The sequence below is a fragment of the Bacillus sp. 220_BSPC genome, from assembly GCF_001054655.1.
In the GTDB taxonomy this organism is placed as follows: domain Bacteria; phylum Bacillota; class Bacilli; order Bacillales; family DSM-1321; genus Peribacillus; species Peribacillus frigoritolerans.
Window position 1 is genome coordinate 54425 of record NZ_JVPL01000107.1, and the last position, 18064, is coordinate 72488.

Annotated in this window: 22 protein-coding genes and 1 other annotated feature; of the genes, 17 read left to right on the forward strand and 5 right to left on the reverse strand. The window is 43.8% G+C overall.

Annotated features, from left to right (window positions below; genetic code table 11):
• Positions 1 to 74: 74 nt before the first annotated feature.
• From ADA55_RS29210 to ADA55_RS07130, 7 genes are all read left to right on the forward strand, one after another.
• The gene (locus tag ADA55_RS29210; RefSeq protein WP_153246102.1) at positions 75 to 245 is read left to right on the forward strand and encodes a hypothetical protein; all 171 of its coding nucleotides are present in this window, start codon (positions 75 to 77) and stop codon (positions 243 to 245) included.
• 53 nt (positions 246 to 298) lie between these two features.
• A complete protein-coding gene (locus ADA55_RS07105) occupies positions 299 to 793 on the forward strand; it encodes a GNAT family N-acetyltransferase (protein ID WP_048681181.1) in 495 nt (164 codons plus the stop codon).
• A 126-nt stretch (positions 794 to 919) separates the two neighbouring features.
• Positions 920 to 1056: a sequence feature (ribosomal protein L20 leader region), on the forward strand.
• A gap of 98 nt (positions 1057 to 1154) precedes the next feature.
• Positions 1155 to 1655, forward strand: coding sequence for a translation initiation factor IF-3 (infC, locus tag ADA55_RS07110; RefSeq protein WP_034309072.1), 501 nt, complete (start codon positions 1155 to 1157; stop codon positions 1653 to 1655).
• Positions 1656 to 1689: 34 nt separating this feature from the next.
• The gene (gene rpmI / locus ADA55_RS07115) at positions 1690 to 1890 is read left to right on the forward strand and encodes a 50S ribosomal protein L35 (RefSeq protein WP_034309070.1); all 201 of its coding nucleotides are present in this window, start codon (positions 1690 to 1692) and stop codon (positions 1888 to 1890) included.
• A gap of 35 nt (positions 1891 to 1925) precedes the next feature.
• Positions 1926 to 2285 (forward strand): 50S ribosomal protein L20, encoded by a 360-nt coding sequence (rplT, locus tag ADA55_RS07120; RefSeq protein ID WP_034309067.1) that lies wholly within the window; start codon positions 1926 to 1928, stop codon positions 2283 to 2285.
• A gap of 68 nt (positions 2286 to 2353) precedes the next feature.
• On the forward strand, positions 2354 to 2629 hold the full coding sequence (locus ADA55_RS07125; RefSeq protein ID WP_048681184.1) for a DUF1294 domain-containing protein: 276 nt from the start codon (positions 2354 to 2356) through the stop codon (positions 2627 to 2629).
• Positions 2630 to 2689: 60 nt separating this feature from the next.
• Positions 2690 to 3259 (forward strand): TVP38/TMEM64 family protein, encoded by a 570-nt coding sequence (locus ADA55_RS07130; protein ID WP_048681189.1) that lies wholly within the window; start codon positions 2690 to 2692, stop codon positions 3257 to 3259.
• Positions 3260 to 3312: 53 nt separating this feature from the next.
• On the opposite strand, the gene ADA55_RS07135 is transcribed toward ADA55_RS07130, so the two are convergent.
• Positions 3313 to 3693 carry a hypothetical protein gene (locus ADA55_RS07135; protein WP_048681192.1) on the reverse strand — a complete coding sequence of 127 codons (381 nt, stop codon included), beginning with the start codon at positions 3691 to 3693 and terminating at the stop codon, positions 3313 to 3315.
• 110 nt (positions 3694 to 3803) lie between these two features.
• On the opposite strand from ADA55_RS07135, the gene ADA55_RS07140 reads away from it, so the two are divergent.
• Together ADA55_RS07140 and ADA55_RS07145 are read left to right on the forward strand one after the other, a co-directional pair.
• Positions 3804 to 4292 (forward strand): dUTP diphosphatase, encoded by a 489-nt coding sequence (locus ADA55_RS07140; RefSeq protein WP_048681241.1) that lies wholly within the window; start codon positions 3804 to 3806, stop codon positions 4290 to 4292.
• A gap of 64 nt (positions 4293 to 4356) precedes the next feature.
• Entirely contained in the window at positions 4357 to 5442 is a 1086-nt protein-coding gene (locus tag ADA55_RS07145; RefSeq protein ID WP_048681196.1) for a M42 family metallopeptidase, read from the forward strand.
• A 61-nt stretch (positions 5443 to 5503) separates the two neighbouring features.
• Here ADA55_RS07145 and ADA55_RS07150 read toward each other — a convergent pair whose 3' ends face one another.
• The 4 genes from ADA55_RS07150 to ADA55_RS07165 form a co-directional block, all read right to left on the reverse strand.
• Entirely contained in the window at positions 5504 to 6208 is a 705-nt protein-coding gene (locus ADA55_RS07150) for a LutC/YkgG family protein (RefSeq protein WP_221408528.1), read from the reverse strand.
• Positions 6202 to 7632, reverse strand: coding sequence for a LutB/LldF family L-lactate oxidation iron-sulfur protein (locus ADA55_RS07155; protein WP_048681201.1), 1431 nt, complete (start codon positions 7630 to 7632; stop codon positions 6202 to 6204). Before ADA55_RS07155 ends, ADA55_RS07150 begins: the two co-directional genes overlap by 7 nt.
• A 23-nt stretch (positions 7633 to 7655) precedes the next feature.
• Positions 7656 to 8372, reverse strand: a complete 717-nt coding sequence (locus ADA55_RS07160; protein ID WP_048681204.1) for a (Fe-S)-binding protein — start codon at positions 8370 to 8372, stop codon at positions 7656 to 7658.
• A gap of 181 nt (positions 8373 to 8553) precedes the next feature.
• Positions 8554 to 9285 (reverse strand): FadR/GntR family transcriptional regulator, encoded by a 732-nt coding sequence (locus tag ADA55_RS07165; protein ID WP_048681207.1) that lies wholly within the window; start codon positions 9283 to 9285, stop codon positions 8554 to 8556.
• Between the two features lie 255 nt (positions 9286 to 9540).
• On the opposite strand from ADA55_RS07165, the gene ADA55_RS07170 reads away from it, so the two are divergent.
• The 8 genes from ADA55_RS07170 to ADA55_RS07200 form a co-directional block, all read left to right on the forward strand.
• Positions 9541 to 11229, forward strand: a complete 1689-nt coding sequence (locus ADA55_RS07170) for an L-lactate permease (protein WP_048681210.1) — start codon at positions 9541 to 9543, stop codon at positions 11227 to 11229.
• A 74-nt stretch (positions 11230 to 11303) separates the two neighbouring features.
• Positions 11304 to 12416: a PucR family transcriptional regulator gene (locus ADA55_RS07175; protein WP_048681214.1), complete on the forward strand. Its 1113-nt coding sequence runs from the start codon at positions 11304 to 11306 to the stop codon at positions 12414 to 12416.
• 117 nt (positions 12417 to 12533) lie between these two features.
• Positions 12534 to 13946, forward strand: a complete 1413-nt coding sequence (gene glcD / locus ADA55_RS07180) for a glycolate oxidase subunit GlcD (RefSeq protein ID WP_048681217.1) — start codon at positions 12534 to 12536, stop codon at positions 13944 to 13946.
• Positions 13943 to 15268, forward strand: coding sequence for a (Fe-S)-binding protein (locus ADA55_RS07185; RefSeq protein WP_048681219.1), 1326 nt, complete (start codon positions 13943 to 13945; stop codon positions 15266 to 15268). The genes glcD and ADA55_RS07185 overlap by 4 nt, the downstream gene beginning before the upstream one ends.
• Positions 15269 to 15525: 257 nt before the next feature.
• The gene (locus ADA55_RS07190; protein WP_048681222.1) at positions 15526 to 16455 is read left to right on the forward strand and encodes a YsnF/AvaK domain-containing protein; all 930 of its coding nucleotides are present in this window, start codon (positions 15526 to 15528) and stop codon (positions 16453 to 16455) included.
• A gap of 168 nt (positions 16456 to 16623) precedes the next feature.
• Complete coding sequence (locus tag ADA55_RS07195; RefSeq protein WP_048681225.1) at positions 16624 to 17424, forward strand: general stress protein; 801 nt, start codon at positions 16624 to 16626, stop codon at positions 17422 to 17424.
• The gene (locus ADA55_RS29215; protein WP_153246103.1) at positions 17421 to 17597 is read left to right on the forward strand and encodes a hypothetical protein; all 177 of its coding nucleotides are present in this window, start codon (positions 17421 to 17423) and stop codon (positions 17595 to 17597) included. The genes ADA55_RS07195 and ADA55_RS29215 overlap by 4 nt, the downstream gene beginning before the upstream one ends.
• A 187-nt stretch (positions 17598 to 17784) precedes the next feature.
• Positions 17785 to 18064 (forward strand): general stress protein (locus ADA55_RS07200; protein ID WP_048681227.1); only part of this gene is annotated, 280 nt, incomplete at its 3' end.

Consider the following 18064-nt stretch of genomic DNA (forward strand, 5'->3'; position numbering starts at 1 on the left):
TGTCCCTCTTTTTAATTATGGCATGATGAAAACATCATGTGAAAATATGTACAGCAATGAAAAGGAGGGGCAGCATGAAAAAGAAATTTACTTATCTATTCGGACCGACATTCCTTGTCATCATCATCTTATTGTTATTGGATGGTTATCGACAATATGCCATCGTCCCGGTCCTGTTTTTTTGGATAGCGCTATTTTCTTGGGACGCCATTGAGAAAAAGAAAAAGGCGAAAGAAGACTCTTAACTTTGGATGGCTTTGGCCAGTATGGACTGTAACTAAAGGGGGAATGGGGATAAATGGAGATTAGAAAGGCTTCAAGGAAAGACGCGGGTAACTTGGCTGCTCTGATCAATCATGTAGAAGATTCCGGGTATATGCTGTTTAACCCTGGGGAAAGAAAAGCTACGGCGAAACAAATGGAAAAGCAATTGGAGCAAATCGAAAAAAATCCCCCTTCCATTGTCCTCGTTTCTGCTAGCGGCAATGAGTTGAATGGTTACCTAATCTTATTGGGCAATCAAATGGGCCGAACGAGGCATTCCGCCAAAATCGTCATCGGCATCCATGAACAGGATAGAGGAAAAGGCATCGGTCCGAAGCTATTTCAGAAAATGGAGGAGCATGCACGGACAAACGAAATACGGCGCCTGGAATTGTCCGTGATTGCAAACAACGCCCCTGCGCTTTCCTTATATCGAAAGATGGGGTTCGAAAAGGAAGGAATAAAGCGGGAATCACTGTTTTTTGATGGAAAGTATCATGATGAATATTTTTTGTCCAAATTACTTTAAAAAAACGTATTGTCAAATAACTGAATGTCTGCTAATATTAATTTTGTTGTGAAAAACGAATAAATTAGCATTTGACAAGTCATCAGTGTTTATGATATATTTCTAAAGTGAATTGAATACGTGTTTGAGGAAAAGAAGAAGCACCCGCTTCTCACCTGGTTGACGCAAACAATGCAGTTAACAGGTCATGATTTGATTATTTGGATCTTTCTGAATGAGTCTATCAGTGTGGGTGCAACATGCATCCACACTTTTTTATTATGATTATATCCTGTAAGCGAGTTGTGAGCGTGACCGAATTTATTCAAATATTCGTATTCGCCAATATCTTTGGAGGTGGCTAACTATTAGTAAAGACGCGATGGTAAACGAGGGCATCCGAGCCCGTGAAGTTCGTCTTATTGACCAAAACGGAGAACAACTTGGAATTAAAACGAAATTCGAAGCATTGGAAATTGCCGCTCGTGTAAATCTTGATCTAGTTTTAGTTGCTGCAAATGCAAAGCCTCCGGTAGCCCGGATCATGGACTACGGAAAACACCGCTTCGAGCAGCAAAAGAAAGACAAGGAAGCACGTAAAAATCAAAAAGTCATCAGTCTGAAAGAGGTTCGTTTGAGCCCGACGATTGAAGAGCATGATTTCAATACGAAGCTTCGCAACGGTATTAAATTCCTTGAAAAAGGCGATAAAGTAAAAGCTTCTATCCGATTCAAAGGACGTGCCATTACGCATAAGGAAATTGGTCAACGTGTACTCGTTCGTTTTTCTGAAGCATGTAAAGAAGTGGCTACAATCGAGCAACACCCAAAAATGGACGGGCGCAGCATGTTCATTATCTTAGCACCGAAAAACGAAAAGTAATTGTAAAGTAATTTGTAATGAGGAGGAATACCTTATGCCTAAAATGAAAACTCACCGCGGATCTGCTAAACGTTTCAAAAAGACTGGATCCGGCAAACTTAAGCGTTCTAACGCTTACACAAGCCATTTATTTGCTAACAAATCTACTAAGCAAAAGCGTAAGCTTCGCAAAGCTAGCCTTGTAAGCAAAGGTGACTTCAAACGTATTCGTCATATGCTAGACAACATTAAATAAGTTCGATTTATCGAGTTAAATAGGAGGGAAATAACATGCCACGTGTAAAAGGCGGTACTGTTACTCGCAAACGTCGTAAAAAGGTAATAAAATTAGCTAAAGGTTACTATGGCGCGAAACATATTCTTTTCAAAGTAGCTAACCAACAAGTAATGAAGTCAGGAAACTATGCTTTCCGTGACCGTCGTCAAAAGAAACGTGATTTCCGCAAACTTTGGATCACTCGTATCAACGCTGCAGCACGCATCAACGGTCTTTCTTACAGCCGTTTAATGCATGGCCTAAAGCTTGCTGGTATCGAAGTGAACCGCAAAATGCTTGCTGATCTTGCTGTTGCTGACGAACAAGCTTTTGCTCAATTAGCAACTGCTGCTAAACAACAATTAGACAAATAAGTCTGACTGATACAGCCACTCTCTTTTCAAGAGGGTGGCTTTTTACATATTTAAAGGAGGGAATGGGAATGCAAGGAGTATGGTTCATTGCTGCTTATATGATCATCACGAACATCATCGGCTTTGCCTTAATGGGAATCGATAAAAGGAAAGCGCGTAATGGGGAGTACAGGATCAGTGAAAAGACACTTTGGTTTTGGGCAGTCATAGGAGGAGGGACTGGATCCTTTTTGGGGATGAAGCAATTCCGCCATAAGACGAAGCATGCCGCTTTTAAGTGGGGCCTGCCTATATTGATGATTCTTCAGATAGGCTTATTGATTAAGTTATTCATTCAATTGTAATATGTAGCCGGTATAGTGTATATGCTTGTAGAAGCAGCAAAGAGTAGCTGGAGGGAGAGCATGAATGATAAACTGACACTTGTGATGAGCTACGTTCAATCTGGAAGCGTGTTTGCACCGTTGATTTTTATCACTTTTCATTTATTAAGGCAATTTTTATTCATTCCCGTCATTGTGGTTTGCATGTCTGGAGGAGTTTTATTCGGGGCAGCTTTTGGAACCATCTATTCGGTAATCGGTTTGACGCTGTCCAGCCTGGCCTTTTATTTCGTGATAGGCAAATTTCCGAAAACAAAGGATAGGCTGCTGAGGCTTAAGAATAAGCTGTTTGGAAACCGAAAGCTCAACAGCCGGCAAATTGCAGTACTCAGGCTAATACCATTCATACACTTTTATTTACTGTCGCTTTGTTTATTGGAATCCAATAAAGGACTGAAAAATTATTTTTACCTATCCTTCATGACCAATCTTCCTGTAGCATTCGTATACACGGTTTTTGGCCACTATATTGCAGATTTCAGTCCCACGCTGATCGTCATCATTTTATTATCCTTAACCTTATTGATCTATTTATTGAGAGAGAAGCAGACGGTCGTCCCCTGGAAGGAATTTTTTCGTTCAGATGATTAATATAGAGCCTTGAGTCCATTTTCCTCAAGGCTCTTCATTATGTGTGATTTTTTTCAATTTTGTAAGAACTCCTTGACTGGGCTCTTCCAATCAATAACGGCATCAGGATATTGTTTTTTTATGGCTGCCTCGATTTTTAAGAAGTCATTTCGCTTCAAGCCTTTCAGGCCTGCCACTTTTTTAGGCCATATGAAGATGGAGATGACCTCGAAGGAGCGTTCCGTCGTCCCTAAATACTTTTCCCCTTCAAACATCACCCCGTTGTACGTCAATAAAAAATTCTTTCGTATATTGGCTGTATCGTCGAGCAGAAAGAATTTTTTCTGTTCATGTGCCAGCTCTAATTTTCTTTTCGGATTAAATAGGTATTTAATGACTGTATAAATTAAGAAAATGATGAGAGCCAAAAGAATGAACCGCATGATCAATACCATGGAGCTACCTCCTTAAACAGAGTGATTCCCTTTCATTTACGTATGGGTTTTTAATAAGTTTCATTTATTTGATATAATTTAGGGGAAGACGAAGGAAAGAAGTGATGAAAATGAATATAAGTAAATTAATGGAAATGCAGGCAGCTTTGGATGAGCATATACAATCCAAGCATGATTTGGGTGCGGAAGACTTGGTGGAACGGAAGATACTTGCTCTTTTAGTGGAGCTTGGAGAGCTTGCCAATGAAACAAGATGTTTTAAATTCTGGAGTCTTAAAGGACCCTCTGATAAAGAAACGATTTTGGCTGAATACGTGGATGGCATTCATTTCATTTTGTCACTCGGGATCGAACGGGGATTCGTACCGGAAGCTCCATCTGCCCTAAAGATGAATCAGGAGGATTTGACGGTTCAATTTACTGCCATTTACGGCTACATCAGTGAATTTCGCACACAGTTGACAGAGTCATCTTACCAAAAGGTTTTTACTGCTTATTTACATTTGGGGGAGTTGCTCGGATTCTCGGCAGCGGATGTGGAAAAAGCATATGTAAGCAAAAATGAAGTGAACTACGAAAGGCAAAAGCAAGGCTACTGATTGTTTATGAAATCGTTTGTCTGTATAATTATTCTTGTAATGTAAGTTATAAGGAGGTAAGGGAATGGCTCAATTGGATGAAACGTTAAAGATGCTTGCTGCCTTAACGGATGCTAAAGGCATTGCAGGAAATGAAAGTGAAGTAAGAAAAGTGATGACCGAATACATAACACCATTTGCGGATGAAATATCGACAGATGGCCTGGGAAGTTTGATTGCCAAGAAAACGGGGGATGAAAACGGACCGAAAATCGTCGTTACCGGGCATATGGACGAAGTCGGTTTCATGATCACCCAAATTGATGATAAAGGATTTTTGCGTTTTCAGCCGGTAGGGGGCTGGTGGTCACAGGTAATGCTGGCCCAGCGCGTGACGATCGTTACAGGTAAAGGTGATATAACGGGCATTATCGGTTCCAAGCCGCCACATATCCTGTCAGCGGAGGCGCGGAAGAAGCCGATTGATATTAAGGATATGTTTATTGATATTGGTGCATCCAGTAAAGAAGAGGTTAAGGAATGGGGCGTCAAGCCAGGGGATATGGTTGTGCCATATTTTGAATTCACGGTTATGAATAATGAAAAGATGCTGCTCGCCAAAGCCTGGGACAATCGAATTGGCTGTGCAATCGCCATTGATGTGCTTAAACAGCTGAAAGACAGCGACCATCCTAACGTAGTTTATGGAATTGGCGCAGTGCAAGAAGAGGTCGGCCTGCGTGGCTCCAAGACATCCACATTCAAAATTCAGCCGGATATCGGTTTTGCCGTCGATGTCGGCATTGCTGGTGATACACCGGGGATTTCCGAAAAAGAAGCGATGAGCAAGATGGGGGAAGGCCCGCAAATCGTCATCTATGATTCATCGATGGTGGCACATAAGGGATTACGCGATTTCGTCACCGACACAGCTGATGAAATGAATATTCCTTATCAATACGAATCGATTCCGGGCGGCGGGACGGATGCCGGCTCCATCCATTTAACGGCAAATGGTGTTCCCGCTCTGGCGATCACGATTGCCACACGCTACATTCATTCACACGCAGCAATGCTTCACAGGGATGATTATGAGAATGCAGTTAAGCTCATTGTCGAAGTGATTAAACGACTCGATCGCGAAGCGGTTGATCGGATCATTTACGAGTAATATAGTAAGTTAAAAATGGAGAGGCCTAATTTAGGTCCTCTCCATTTTCTTTTTCTTATTTCTACTTGTCTTCGACGATAATATAGACGGCTTTGATGGGTCCATGGACGCCGACGACAAGGTCCATTTCGATATCAGCCGAATTGCTCGGCCCTGTTATGAAATTGATGCAGGGAGGAACGACTTCGCCCCGGGTAACCTTTGAACGGATGGCCGCAGCAGCCTGGGTCATTCGCGGAACGATGGTGCTTTTTGGAATGATGGAAACATGGCAGGAAGGAAGGAAGCTGATGGAACGGCCGTGGTCCTTGTCGCTGAACAAGACGACGGTCGCTGATTCTGCTAGTGTCATCTCACTGAAAGTGATTCCGATGTTAGCTCTTTCTGCTTTTTCGATATTTTCATTCCCGGCTTGGTGATCCCATATATGGACATCATTTTCCTTTAAGATATCCTCTAACCCATACTCGGTAAATCGATCGTCCTTAGGGATGATCACGGGTCCGTTTCCAAGTTCCTCGATCACTTGTGTTAAGCAATTCACCACTTGCTTGGAGTCGGTAACGTGAAATGGAGTATGCACCCGTTTACATTGCTCCTTCAATTCCGCGACAAGATCATTTTGTGTCGCATGTTTCAAAACTTCTTTTTGGGGGGCATGCTTCCATTCCGGAACGGAGATGCCTTTCGTAATAGGAGCCCTTCCCAGGTTTTTGGCTATATTGTTTAAAAAGGTCCCTTCATTATGGATGGTTCCATTCATGATGGTTTCCCTCCTTTTTCCCGATTTTTGAACCAGTCCCGAAAGCTCTCTTTCGTTGGAGCAGGGAACTCGCGGCTTTCTGTCCAAGTTTTGAGCGGTCCCGGTCCTTTCGAGATGATATCCCCGGTTTTAAAAGGTGACATCGCTGATGGGGCCATTTTGGAGCCGAACTTATAAAGCATAGGCGATGCCGCACCAATTCCGAAGGCCTTCATGGCCATCTTTTCTGAAAACGGCGCCATTTTTTCCTTTTCAACGATGACTTCCCGATGCTTCCTCAGTAAATCATGGAGAGGAATCTTAACCGGACAGGCATCCGTACAGGCTGCACAAAGAGTGGAGGCATATGGCAGTTCCTTGAAATCATCATATCCTCCGAGTAAAGGTGAAAGCACAGCACCGATTGGTCCGGGGTATATTGAACCATATGAATGACCGCCAACCTGGCGATAGACCGGACAGACATTTATACAGGCAGCACAGCGAATGCATTGAAGAACGGATTGAAACTCAGTCCCTAAGATGGAGGAGCGGCCATTATCTACGATAACAAGGTGAAACTCCTCGGGTCCGTCTGCATCGCCTTCATCACGCGGACCGGTAAGTGCGGTGATGTAACTGGTCAATCTTTGGCCGACAGCGCTTCTTGTCAATAAGCTGACAAGGACTTCGAATTCATCGAATGTAGGTACAAGCCGTTCCATTCCCATCACGGTGATTTGCGTTTTTGGGAGGGCAGTGACCAAATCGGCATTTCCTTCATTCGTCACCAGTCCGATCGAGCCCGTTTCCGCAATCGCAAAATTACAGCCGGTAATGCCCACATCGGCGCTTAAGAAATCTTTCCGCAGAATGCCCCGCACATGGGCGGTAAGCTCCTCCGGTTTTTCGGTTTGCGTATAGGCAAGCTTTTCTTTAAAAACATCCCTGATCTGCTCTTTATTTTTATGGAGCGCAGGTGCGACGATATGGGAAGGGGGATCATGATCATCCACTTGTAAAATGTATTCTCCAAGGTCCGTTTCAACGACATCGAGGCCAACTGCCTCAAGAGTTGCATTCAAATTGATCTCTTCCGTGACCATCGATTTGGATTTCACGACCTTTTTGGCATTCTTTTTTACAATGACATCCTTAATGTAGCCGCTTGCTTGTTCAGCGGTTTCAGCGAAAAAGACATGACCGCCCCTTTTCGAAACGTTTTCGGCAAGCTGGTGCAAATAGAAATCAAGGTTACTGAGCACATGCTGCCGGATTTCTTCCCCAAGGGATCGCCAATCCTCCCAGCTTCCCAATTCATCAACGGCAGTCAGCCGCCGTCCGTGTAATCGTTCTTGGGCACTGGATACGGCCAATCGCATAAAGTCATTATGTATTCCTTCATCCACCCGGTCTTTAAATTTGGCAGAGCTGGTTTTCATAGCCATTAGTTTTTCCCTCCTCGCTTTCTTTAAATGCTATTCAGGACTTCCGCAATGTGAAGGACTTTCACCGGTTGCCCCTTCCTTTGGATCCGTCCGCCGATATTCATCAAACATCCTGCATCCCCGCCGATTAAAAAGTCGGCACCGGTAGCTTCAATATTGCATACCTTCTCCTCGACCATTTGCCCGGAAATGTCACCCATCTTAACCGAAAAGGTCCCCCCGAACCCGCAGCAGTTTTGGGCATCCGGAAGTGGTGTCATTTCCAGTCCCCTGACATGGCTTAATAAAATGGCAGGGGCTTCCTTCACCTTAAGCAGCCGTGTCATATGGCATGAAGTATGATAAGTGGCCTTTCCCTTGAGGGTCGCCCCGACGTCGGTCACTTTTAAGACATCCACGATGAATTGGGACAATTCATATGTTTTAGCAGCTAATGATGCCGCTTTCCTTTCCCATACGGGATCGCCTTTGAAAAGAACCGGATATTCCTTGAACATTGCTGCACAGGAACCGGAAGGGGTTACGATGTATTCAGCATCCGCGAACGTTTTAATCATCTTTTTCATGGCTTCCTTCGATTCCTTCGTATATCCGCTATTATATGCCGGCTGTCCGCAGCATATCTGGGACTCCGGGAAATCGATCTCACAGCCTAATCTCTCGAGTAGCTCCACTGTCGCTTTGCCGACATTGGATTGAAACAAATCCACTAAACATGTTGCAAAGAGAGTAACTTTCAATCTGAACTCCTCCTTTTTCAAAATAGGTTAACAGGTCATCTGATGACTAGAAAATGGAAAAAGGAAATGGCTAAGTGAAGATACCAATTTCCAAGATTTTTTAAATGAAGTAATCGTTTTCAAAATAATATATCAATTTAATCCTTTTTTGTATAGGGTATTTTTGAAATTTAAAGGAATGTCAATGATTCTTATGCTGATTTTTTTGGATGACCCGGTCCAGCGATTCCTCGACGCTTTGAAGATGAAACAGCATGGCACTGCGGGCTCCGTCTTCATCCTGTGCCACGATTGCGTCATATATCCTGACATGCTGCTGGTAAAGCTGCTTGAGTGTCATCTCTTCGGAATAAAGCGCAACCCGGCGGATATCACGCATCTTTTCCGTCATTAATTCTGAAACATGGTTCATCAATGTAATCAGCAGCTCATTTTGTGATGCGTTTGCCACGGCAACATGGAAGGAGATATCCGCTTTATCACTTAGCTCTTCATCATCCGAGACCTTGTCCATATTAAAAAGCATGTCCTTGAGTTCGATAAGGTTTTCTTCCGTCCTCTTCTTCGCTGCCACTTCTGCCGTACCGGACTCAAGGATTTTCCGAACTTCCAGTAAATGCTTGATATTGTCTTGATCCATCAAAAGGGCGGCAGACAATGGGTGGTTCATGATGGCAGGGTCGAAGGTTTTGACGAATGTTCCTTCACCTTGTTTTATTTCAATAAGACCCATTGAACTCAATGCACTTAATGCTTCGCGGATGGCCGGGCGCCCGACTTGGAAATTTTCCGCAAGCTGCTGAATGGAATCCAATTGTTCACCTGGTTTCAGGCTGCCTGACCGAATCATTTCATAAAGTTCATCGCTGACTTCTTCATAAATTTTTTTCGGCTTTATTTTTTTATATACCAAGTAGTAGCACCTCTATTTTCTATGAGTTTCTCTAGTTAATATTATATAACACAAATGATCTTTGACACTTCCAGAAGCGTTAAAAAATCAACAAAAAATAAAAAAAATCTTGATTTTATATTTTCAATCATTTAATTTAAATGAGTACTCATCAAGTCATCTGATGACTTTGAATATTTAAATATGTAAGGGGTTTCAATTAGCGTTTAATTTCTGAATTTTTTAAAAAATTTATTGAAAAAGGAGTCGAAATGAATGACATGGACACAAAACTTTACGCCGATCACCGATAATTTAGTTTTATCATCTCTTGCCGCACTCATTCCAATTCTTTACTTTTTCTGGGCGCTTACCATCAAACGCATGAAAGGTTACATGGCAGGTATAACCACGTTGCTTGTAGCTCTTGCAGTGGCTGTATTGATATATGGGATGCCTGCAGGAAAAGCAGTGATGTCCGCTTCACAAGGAGGCGTATATGGGCTGCTCCCAATCGGATGGATAATCATCACTTCCGTATTTTTGTACAAGATGACTGTTAAAAGCGGACAATTCAATATCATTCGTTCTTCTGTGCTTTCGCTTACGGAAGATCGGCGCCTCCAGGCATTATTGGTGGCATTTTCTTTCGGGGCCTTTTTAGAAGGTGCTGCGGGATTTGGAGCACCGGTCGCCATTTCAGCCGCGCTTTTAGTCGCTCTCGGCTTTAACCCGCTATATGCAGCCGGGATTTGTTTGATCGCGAATACCGCTCCGGTAGCATTCGGGGCGGTTGGAATACCGATCATCGCCATGGAAGGCCCCACTGGCATAGCCGCCATGGAGATTTCCAAAATGGTCGGCCGCCAATTGCCATTCCTTTCGGCTTTCATTCCGCTTTATCTCATTTTAATCATGACTGGGTGGAAGAGGTCGCTTGAGGTCTTGCCGGCAATTTTGGTTTCCGGAATTTCCTTTGCCATCACACAATACTTAAGTTCGAATTTTCTTGGGCCCGAATTACCCGACATCCTATCCGCGTTAGTGTCACTGTTTGCTTTGGCGATTTTCCTTAAATTCTGGAAACCTAAAACGATCTTTCGCTTTGCATCAGAGGAAACGGCAGCTGCTGTCGAACCATTATATACAGCCGAAACGGAAACAAAATACACGAAATGGCAGATATTCCATGCTTGGTCACCATTCCTTCTGTTAACGCTTTTCATCACAATATGGGGGATGAACCCAATAAAGCCGGCACTATCCGGACATTATGAAGGCAACAATGTGCTGCTTGGCGGAATCAATGAAATCGGGAAACTATTAACCTTCCAAATCGAAGTGCCAGGTCTGCATAATGAGATAATCGGAAGCAATGGATTGCCGATTGCGGCTTTCTATAAAATAGAATTGCTCGGAGCGGCCGGGACGGCCATTTTACTGGCTGCCATCGTAACGAAGTTCATCGCACGCATGTCTGCAAAAGACTTTTATGGCACCTTTGTTGAAGCGATGAAAGAGTTGGCCAAACCAATCTTGATGATTTCTACCGTGGTCGCTTTTGCTTATGTGACGAATGCTTCAGGCATGTCGACAACATTAGGGATGACCCTGGCAAAATCGGGTGATTTATTTCCTTTCTTCGCACCTGTTCTCGGCTGGCTGGGTGTGTTCATTACCGGATCGGATACATCAGCCAACCTCTTATTTGGCAGTCTGCAGAAAGTGACTGCGCTTAAAGTGGGGATGGAACCGGTCCTGGCACTGGCGGCGAACTCTTCCGGAGGGGTCACCGGAAAGATGATTTCCCCCCAATCGATAGCGATAGCTTGTGCTGCCGTAGGATTGGCGGGCAGGGAATCGGAATTATTGAGATTCACGCTTAAACATAGCTTATTTTTATTGCTGCTTGTTTGTGTGATTACCTTCTTGCAAAATGGCGTCCTTTCCTGGATGATTCCATAAGTAGAATGAGGCTCCCTTTTTCATCGGGGAGCCTCGAAATATTTTCAAGTCCATTCAAAAAAGGAGGACATATCATGCAATTGGCAGCTGTTGCAGGAAAATTGGTGCATGAGGTTCGAAAACTGATTGATGAGGAGATCATCATTATTGATCATGCTGGCATGATTATCGCCAGCACCGATGGCAGCCGTATTGGATCTTTTCATGAAGGAGCCATCCACGCTTTCAACAATCGTGAGAAATTGATCATCAATAAACAGGATGAACGAAGTTGGAAAGGAGTGAAGGCAGGGATAAACCTGCCTATTTTCTTTAATCAGGAAGCCGTTTGTGTCATTGGAATTACAGGTGACCCCAAACATGTTTCCCCTTATGCGGAACTATTAAAAAAGATGACGGAGATGTTCATTCAGGAAAGCTATCATATTGAACAATCAGAATCCCAATCACGTCTGATGGAATTCTTTGTGTTTGAATGGCATCAGCTGCAGACGTTCAATGAGCACTTCCTTCAGAAGGCCAAGTTACTTGGGGTCGATGTTCATGCGGACCGGATCATCACCCTTGGTGAATTCAAGACGGAGGAAATCATTGAACCTCATGTATGGAGAACGCTTCAGATATTCATAAGACAGCAGCATCCCAATGACATCGCAGTACGTTGGGGGAGGAACCGGTTCGTCATTCTTTCAATGGCCGATTTCATCGGTTCAAAAAACCAGCAATATATGAAACTAAGTAAACTGCAAAAAAAGCTGGAAGAGAGTTCGGGTTATAAAGTGTGTGCAGGAGTTAGTTCACGTGCATCAGGATCCGCTTTCAGGCCAGCGTTTTTTAAAGCGGAACGTTCCTTGAAAATCGCGTCTTCTTCATCAGGTATCATATTTGACGAGGACTTGAAACTTGAGGTCCTGCTTGATGAAGTTACCGCTGAAACAAGACAGGAATATTTATCCCGGACGATTCAGGAGTTGCTTCCTAATGAGGAGCTGCTTAAAACCCTTACCATGTATTTTGCATGTGATCTATCTTTAAAAGAGACGGCTAGAGCCCTGCATATCCATATTAATACCCTCCATTACAGGCTCAAGCGCATAGAGGATTTGACCCGGCTGAATCCTAGGAAGCTAGCCGATTTAGTCACGATGTATTTAGCAGTAAGTGTATTGGATAAACATACAAATTAATTCTATGTAAAGCTCAAAACTTTATATGTTCATACATAGAAGGCCGAGTGTTTTTTTCTTATACTTACATCATATTAAAAATCTAGAATTTCCTATGTTTATATGAGGAGGATGTACATGTTAACAAAGCAGGTTAAGCAGCTGCTTCTTACCATCGTCGGTCAGGAGAATTACGATGACTCGAAAGTGGAATGTCTAGTCTATTCATATGATGCAACGCCTGGGTTTCAAGCGATGCCGGATGCTGTCATCAAACCGGGCAGCACAGCTGAAGTCGCAGCCATCGTCAAAGTTTGCAACGAATACAATGTTCCGATCGTTCCACGCGGGTCTGGGACGAATTTAAGCGGAGGCACATGCCCGACAGAGGGGGGGCTTGTCCTTTTATTCAATCGAATGAATTCATTACTTGAAATAGATGAGGAGAACTTAACGGCGACCGTACAGCCTGGGCTCATCACTTTGGACTTGATTTCAGCAGTTGAAGAGAAGGGATTGTTTTATCCGCCGGATCCAAGTTCGATGAAAATCTCCACGATTGGCGGCAATATTAATGAGAATTCTGGTGGACTGCGAGGCTTAAAGTATGGAGTCACCCGTGATTATGTCATCGGGCTTGAAGTGGTCCTTCCAAATGGGGACATCATTCGAACAGGGGGCAAGCTTGCCAAAGATGTAGCCGGTTATGATTTAACGAAACTTTTTGTCGGATCGGAAGGGACCTTGGGCATCGTTACGGAAGCGACCTTAAAGCTGATTCCAATGCCGGAAACGACTAAGACGATGCTTGCCTTATATCAAGACCTGGATGCTGCAGCCCAGTCAGTGGCCAAGATCATTTCAAATAAGATCATTCCTGTGACATTGGAATTTCTGGATCGGCCGACGTTGATCGTGGTTGAGGACTTTGCGAAAATCGGTTTACCTACCAATGTGGAAGCCGTCCTGCTGATTGAACAGGATGGACCGCCTGAAGTGGTGGAACGTGATATGAAAAGAATGGCCGATATCTGTCTGGAGGAAAAGGCGGTTTCCGTGGAAATTGCCGAAACTGAATCTGACGCTGTCGCCTTGAAAACGGCAAGACGGACAGCACTTTCCGCATTGGCACGCCTCAAGCCGACGACCATTTTGGAAGATGCCACCGTTCCTCGCTCGGAAATTGCCAAAATGGTTAGAGCGATTAATGAGATCGCTGACAAGCATAACGTGGACATTTGCACGTTCGGTCATGCTGGGGATGGGAACCTCCATCCGACATGCATTACCGACGCTCGTGATCATGAGGAAATGGAGAGGGTGGAGCTCGCTTTTGCCGACATTTTTGCCGCGGCTATCGACCTTGGCGGGACGATAACCGGTGAACATGGTGTAGGAGCGATGAAGGCCCCGTATCTTGAATGGAAGCTGAAGAAAGAAGGGATTGATGCCATGAGGGCGATTAAACAGGCTTTCGATCCCAATAGCATCATGAATCCCGGCAAAGTATTTGCCAAGGAAACCAGGAAAAGGGTGGTGGTTTCTACATGACGACAGTTCAGGAAAGGGAAACCATTGCCATTCAATTCGCGGAAAAAATGAATGAAGATGAAATGTTGAATTGTATGCGCTGCGGCTTTTGCTTACCCCATTGCCCGACATACATAGAATCGGGGCTGAAGGAATCCCATTCACCAAGGGGCCGGATTGCACTTATGAAAGCGGTGGCCGATGGCGTGATTGAGCCAGATAGGGATGTAGAACGGTCGTTGAGTCTTTGCCTCGGCTGCAGGGCTTGTGAACCTGTGTGCCCTTCTGGTGTGAAATACGGACATCTTCTTGAGGAAGCAAGGGATATCATCCATCAGAATAAAAAACACAGCTTCCCTGTAAAAACGATCCGCAAGGCCGTTTTTAGTGGACTATTCCCGCACCAGGAGCGAATGCAGACCATGACAAGTTTGCTTGGCTTCTATCAGAAATCAGGCCTTCAATACATGGCCCGTAAAACGGGAGTCCTCAACATGCTTCCGGATAATTTGGCAGCCATGGAAAAAGTGCTGCCGAAAGTCCCGAAAAAATCAGAAATGAAAAATCGGCCAACCGAACTGCCTGCTATCGGAACCCCCCTCAAAAAGGTGGCTTTCTTTTCCGGCTGCTTGATGGATACGATGTTTTTGGAAACGAACAAGGCTACACTTAAGCTTCTTCAGCTGGCCGGCTGCGAAATCGTGATTCCGAAATCCCAGGCCTGTTGCGGGGCGCTGCATGGTCACAGTGGTGAAAAAGCAGGTGCAAAGCAACTGGCCAAGCGTAATATTGAAGCCTTTGAAACGGAGGAAGTTGATTATATCATTACGAATGCCGGCGGCTGCGGCGCTTTTCTCATAGATTATGATCATCTGCTCCAAGATGAACCGGAATGGCACGACCGTGCAATCTCATTTAAAAATAAGTTGAAAGATATCAGCCAGATCCTTGTTGATTTGCGTTTTCAGGAAAAAGTTCGCCTGAAACTGCCAGCTCAATCCGTAACTTTCCAGGATTCCTGTCACTTACGGAATGTGATGAACACCTCCTCGGCTCCGCGAATTCTCCTTCAATCAATAGAAGGAATCGATTTCAGGGAAATGAAGGATGCCGATCGCTGCTGCGGCTCAGCTGGGATATATAATATTGTTGAATCAGGGATGTCCATGAACATTCTCGACTCTAAAATGGAGCACACTAAATCGACACAGGCAGATATTGTTGTCACGGCAAACCCTGGCTGCCTGATGCAAATGCAATTGGGGATCGAGAGGGAAAACTTGGGGGAATGCACAAAAGCGGTGCATATTGCGGACCTGCTAATAAAGGCTGTGGCTTTATAAAAGAAAAAAAAGATCACAAGCAGTTTATGAAAAAAATGAAATGGCAGGATTTGGTTAAACATTACATTTTTATAAATTGGGGGGAAACCCTTGTAAAGCTTGGATTTCAATTAAAAATGCGTTCTGTGCTGAGAACGAATTGTAAATGATATAACAAAAATGAAATATGGATTCCTCGTTTACTTAGGAACATGGCGGGTATTGTTTATATATAGCATCCACTAAACGAAACAACAAAACCTAAGGAGGAATGTAAAATGAATAAAACAGTGTATGGAGTATATGAATCAAATGCAGAAGTGATCCAAGCAATTAATGCACTAAAGGCAAAGGGCTTTGAAGGGGACGATATTACGGTCGTCGCAGATAAGGAAGAAACATTGGATTTCACGAACCATCAACGTGAAACGGATGTTCACACAATGACGAATGTTCCTAACGACGAATCGTTTATGGACAAGGTGGCACGTTTCTTCATGCCGGAAGATACGGCAGACCTTTCAACAAGATTGGCGAATGCAGGCCTTTCGAATAGTGATGCGGCTGAACATGTCTTTGATGTAGAAAATGGAAAAGTCCTGGTTCTGGTTGAAGAAGGTGAAGGCCATCTTGGAACGGCAAGAGATAAATTCACGACCGGAACAATGGACACTGCCGGTACAAGGCTTGATACCAACTCCACCAACCCACTATATAATGGCACGGAAAAAACCGATGCTTTAAATAAAGAAGGTGTTTATGGAGTCAACGGACAAGGCCGTGAATTGCCAGAAGATGAAAGGACACTTACACTTCGGGAAGAACAGCTGAACATTGACAAAGAAAGAGTTCAGACAGGAGAAGTCGTCATTAATAAAGAAGTCAATGAACAGCATAAAACGATCAATGTCCCTGTTGAACACGAAGAAGTGACAGTTGAGCATAGATCGGTTTCAGGACGTGAAGCGAATCGGGAAACCGGAACCATTGAAGATGGGGAAACATTACGAATCCCGGTTGTTGAAGAAAAACTGGAAGTTTCGAAAAAACCGGTTGTCACCGATGAAATTGTCATCAAGAAGCATGCTGTACAAGAAACGGAACAAGTTCAGGATACTCTTAAAAAGGAAGATATCCAGCTTGACAGTACAGATGAATCGATCGTGAATGAGAAAAGGGCAACTGAACGTAGAACCGACCGCTTCTAAGAGTGAAGGAAATAGCCTGCAGTTTTAAAAACTGCAGGTTTCTTTTTGGTTTTTAAAGGCTGATTAAAGGTTCGAGCTTAGGTAAGGCAAACCTTTTTGTTTAATTGGCACCCATCAGGGTATAAATACACATAAGAAGAAATATCGGAAAAAGGAGGAGGAAGATGCATGGGAAAAACATTATATGGTGTTTTTAATACGGAAAGAGAAATGATCCAGGCTATACAATCCCTCAAGGAAAAGGGGGTTCATGAAGGGGATATAACGGTAATGGCTGATAAGAAAGAAGATTTGGATTTCGTTAATGAAAAGCATGATCCGGATGTCGACGTCGTTACTAACACTGACGAGGAATCCTTCATTGATAAAATGAAACACTTTTTCCTGAACGAGGGTTCTGAAGATATAAGGAACCGTCTAGGTGAGTTAGGGCTTGCCGATAGTGAAGCGACCGCTTATATAAATGAAGTGGAGGCCGGAAAATTCCTCATTCTTTTAGATGAATCGGAATCCGTAACAGCACGAGGGAACATAACTTCCAATCGCATCGAGGATACGGACGCACCTGCAGAGAATCCGCTTAAAACAGGGGTGGTGAACAATCCGGACCCGAACCTTTTCCCGGAAACAACCGCGAATGCCTATCAAACAAGGGAAATGGAAGCACAGCCAGGAAGAAGCGAAGAGCTTCACGGAAATTCCGCCAATATCTATGAAAATGAAGAGCTGGATATGAAGCGAGCTCAAGAAAGGGAAATCTGGGGGAATTCCACAGAAAAATTCAAGAAGCAAAAACCAGGGATTCATGAAGGAACACTGGAAAGCGACCCGTTTGCAGACGATGTTGACAAAAACCTGGACGCTCAAGGATCACTGGATCGGACCGCGGGCCCGACAGCCAGCGGACAGCAAGAGGAAGGCTTACAAGATGAATACATCAAAAATCGCATCAATACCGACAATCTGTGATACGCAACAAAAACAGCCTGCATAAGGCTGTTTTTGTTTGTTTTCTTACTGTAGTCGTTATTGGATTGAAGAAATGTGCGGCACTCCTGCCGGATTACTGGCTAGCCGAGCCACCGCAGCCGCTTTTTGAAGTGGCTTGGCAGACAGTTGGCGGAAAGGGAGCGGATTTCTGAAATCAACTGCAACGTTTTTTAATAAAACTGCAGAGTTTGCTACAGCGTGTTTATTTTAAAAAAACCCTTTAGGCAGAGGGTTCCCTTGTTCGTCTCCATAGACTATTTGCTTGTTTATTGATAAAGCTGCAAGGTATAATGACAAAGGAATTTTATTTTAAGTAGAGTAACAAGGAGGGGGAGAAACATGGAAAAAAACGTATATGGTGTTTTTGACTCTAATCCGGAACTACTTGCTGCAATTTCAGACTTAAAAGCAAAAGGCGTAACTGGCACCCAAATGACAGTGGCAGCTGATATAAAAAATTATGTGCAGCTTGGAAATGAACATACGGATATACTGATCATCGCCAATCAGGATAAGGAGGACACTCTTTTTTTAAAAATCTTCCATTACTTCACGGATGAAGGATCTGGAGATTTACGCAGCTTTTTCACGAAATACGGCTACTCTTTTGCTGAGACAA